The sequence below is a fragment of the Pseudonocardia pini genome, assembly GCF_013870575.1.
GTDB lineage: Bacteria > Actinomycetota > Actinomycetes > Mycobacteriales > Pseudonocardiaceae > Pseudonocardia > Pseudonocardia pini.
This window is the reverse complement of sequence record NZ_JACBXB010000685.1, coordinates 1-3,049: the sequence shown is the minus strand read 5'-3', so window position 1 is coordinate 3,049 and position 3,049 is coordinate 1. Positions and strand designations below refer to the sequence as shown.

The following is a 3,049-nucleotide window of genomic DNA, read 5'->3' as shown; positions in this document are numbered from 1 at the left end:
TCGAGCTGCGGGTCCCCGACCGGCGGGGACGGGTCGAGTCCCTGACCGTCGCCGACGGCACCCTCGACCTACTCGGCGGGGGCTCGGCCCCGGGGATCCTCGAGGACCCGGACGAGCACCTGGTCCCGGCGGCGTGCGCGGCCTGACCCGGTGTCGTGGTGCTCAGCGCAGGAGCAGCACCCGCAGCCGCCGGGCGGCGAAGGTGACCCCGAGCAGGGCCATGACCACGAAGTACGCGAGGTGCCCCAGCATGCCCAGGTGCACCGCACCGGTGGTGAGGCCCCGCATCAGCTCGACGGCGTGGAAGAGCGGCAGGCACTCGACCACGATCTGCAGCGCCCGCGGGTACACGCTGAGCGGGTAGAACGTGGTGCCGAACAGGAACATCGGCAGGACCGCGAGGGTGACCAGGTCGAAGTCCTGCCAGGACCGCATGTACGAGGTCGCCGCCATCCCCACCGCCGCGAACGCGAAGGCCACCAGCAGCGCGACGGGCAGCGCGAGCAGCGCCCAGGGCGAGGTGATCAGCCCGGCGACGGCCATGACGGTGAGGAACCCGCTCGCGTACAGCCCGCCGCGCAGCAGCGCCCACCCGATCTCGCCCAGCGCGATGTCCAGCGGGCCGAGCGGGGTGGCCAGCAGCGCCTCGTACAGCCGCGAGTCGCGGAGCTTGAAGAAGACGTTGAAGGTCGCGTCGAACACCGCACCGTTCATCGCCGAGGCGGCCAGCAGCCCGGGCGCGATGAACGCCGCGTAGGTGAGCGGGCGCCCGTCCGGACCCGGCAGCGTGCCGACGAGGGCACCGAGCCCGGTGCCCATCGCCAGCAGGTAGAACACCGGCTCGGCGAAACCCGACAGGATCGCGGGCCAGGTCCGCCGCGAGGCCGTGGCCGAGCGCAGCAGCAGCATCCGGGACCGCCCGGCGTAGCTGCCCGCGGGCAGTAGCCACTCCCAGGGGCGGGGCGCGAGCGCGGTCACCGGCCGAGCCTTCGCACGAACAGCCGCACCGACAGCGCGATCCCCACGCCGAGCAGCACCAGCAGGTACGCGACGTGCCCGAGCACGGCCCCCGCCCCTGCCGGGCCCACCCCCGCGGCCCAGCGGGCCAGCTCGGTGCCGTGCCACAGCGGCGAGACCCAGGCCAGCGGCTGCACCCACGCGGGCAGGTTGGCGATGGGGAAGAACGTGCCGGAGAACAGCGTCATGGGCAGCACGACGAACCGGAACAGGGCGTTGAACGCCGCGCCCTCGTCCTGCCTGCTCGCCGAGAACGCCATGACCAGAGCCGCCACGGCGGCGCCGGTGAGCACCGCGGCGACCAGCGAGCCCAGCACGCCGACCGACCGCACCCCACCGAACAGCGCGATCACCAGCAGCGACACCGCGCCGGTGAGCACCGACTTCACCGCCACGAACGCCAGCTGCCCGAGTGCCACCTGCCCGCCGCCGATCGGCGTGGCGGTGGTGGCCTCGTAGGTGCGCCGCCACTTGAACCCGGCGAGGACCGGGTAGCTCATCTCGAACGCCCCGGTCTGCACCGCGGACATCGCCAGCAGCGCGGGCGCGAGCCACACCAGGTACTCCGCGCCCCCGGTGACCGCGGCCGCACGGGAACCGACGAGGCTGCCGAAGCCCAGCCCGAAGGCCAGCAGGAACAGCAGCGGCTGCAGCACCGACGAGATCGCGGTGGCCCGCCAGTTCCGCCGGTACCAGCGCAGGTGGTTCTCCAGCACGAGCCCCACGCCGTGCACCCACCCGGGGGCGTAGGCGGTCTCCGGAGCCATCAGTCCACCAGCGTCCGCCCGGTGAGCCGGAGGAACACGTCCTCCAGCGACGAGCGCCGCACCAGCGCCGACAGCGGCCGCACCCCGGCGGCGTGGATGGCGGTCTGCGCGCGGTCGCCGTCCGCCACGTAGAGCAGCGCCCGGTCCGGCAGCAGCTCGACGCGCTCGGCGTGCGGCTCCAGCTCCCACACCGGCGGCGGTAGGTCGGAGGGGAACCGCAGCTCCAGGACCTCCCGGGTGGACCAGCGCTCGATCAGCTCGGCGGGCGAACCCTCCGCCACGATCACCCCACCGTCCATGACGACGAGCCGGTCGCACAGCTGCTCGGCCTCGTCCATGTAGTGCGTGGTGATGATCTGGGTGACGCCCTCGCCCTTGAGCCGGTACAGCCGCTCCCACAGCAGGTGGCGGGCCTGCGGGTCCAGCCCGGTCGTCGGCTCGTCGAGCAGGAGGAGCTCCGGCTCGTTGACCAGCGCGCGGGCGATCGTGAGCCGCCGCTTCATGCCGCCGGACAACGCGTCCACCTTGTCGCCGGCGCGCTCCGTGAGCTGCGCGAAGTCCAGCAGCTCGGTGGCCTTGGTCCGCACGTGCCGCCGGGACAGCCCGAAGTACCGGCCGTACATCTCCAGGTTCTCGCGCACGGACAGCTCGGCATCGAGGTTGTCCAGCTGCGGGACGACGCCGAGCCGGGCCCGGATCCGCGGGCCCTCCCGGTCCGGGTCCCCACCCAGGACGACCAGCTCGCCGGCGGACCGGGGCGAGACGCAGGCGATCATCCGCATGGTCGACGACTTGCCCGCCCCGTTCGGCCCCAGGAAGCCGAAGACCTCGCCGGGGGCGACCTCGACGTCGATCCCCCGCACGGCCTCGAACGCGCCGAAGCTCTTGCGGAGCCCGCGCGCCCGGACCAGTCCCTCCCCCATGACGGGCACGCTATCCGGACACCCCGACAGTTTCTCGTCGACCGCGGGATCCGCCCTCAGCACGGGAACGCGCTCAGACCGGGCTCAGAGGTCGAGCTGGAACCAGTGCTCGTCGCGGACGTCTCCCGGGCCCAGGCGCAACGCCCGCGGGAACACCCCGACCTCGGCCCAGCCCTGGTGGGAGTAGAACGCCGGGAGCCCCGTGCCGCCGCGGGCGGAGAGCAGGAGCTGGTCGAAGCCCAGCTCACGGGCGTGGTCGGTGGCCGCGGCCAGCAGCCGCCCACCCCAACCCCGACCCTGTTGCCCCGGGTGGACCATCAGCCGCAGCACGGTGGCGCGGTG

General features: G+C 73.5%; 4 protein-coding genes. All 4 read right to left on the bottom strand.

Annotated elements, in window-relative coordinates; translation table 11 throughout:
* Positions 1 to 162: 162 nt before the first annotated feature.
* Positions 163 to 978 carry an ABC transporter permease gene (locus tag H5J29_RS27155; protein WP_312858439.1) on the bottom strand — a complete coding sequence of 272 codons (816 nt, stop codon included), beginning with the start codon at positions 976 to 978 and terminating at the stop codon, positions 163 to 165.
* Entirely contained in the window at positions 975 to 1,784 is an 810-nt protein-coding gene (locus tag H5J29_RS27150; protein WP_181783839.1) for an ABC transporter permease, read from the bottom strand. The genes H5J29_RS27155 and H5J29_RS27150 overlap by 4 nt, the downstream gene beginning before the upstream one ends.
* A complete protein-coding gene (locus H5J29_RS27145; RefSeq protein WP_181783838.1) occupies positions 1,784 to 2,707 on the bottom strand; it encodes an ABC transporter ATP-binding protein in 924 nt (307 codons plus the stop codon). Before H5J29_RS27145 ends, H5J29_RS27150 begins: the two co-directional genes overlap by 1 nt.
* A gap of 84 nt (positions 2,708 to 2,791) precedes the next feature.
* Positions 2,792 to 3,049 (bottom strand): GNAT family N-acetyltransferase (locus H5J29_RS27140; protein WP_181783837.1); only part of this gene is annotated, 258 nt, incomplete at its 5' end.

Excerpts from the sequence above, each read along its gene's own strand:
- H5J29_RS27150 (WP_181783839.1), bottom strand. The coding sequence starts at position 1,784 with ATGGCTCCGGAGACCGCCTACGCCCCCGGGTGGGTGCACGGCGTGGGG.
- H5J29_RS27145 (WP_181783838.1), bottom strand. The coding sequence starts at position 2,707 with ATGGGGGAGGGACTGGTCCGGGCGCGCGGGCTCCGCAAGAGCTTCGGC.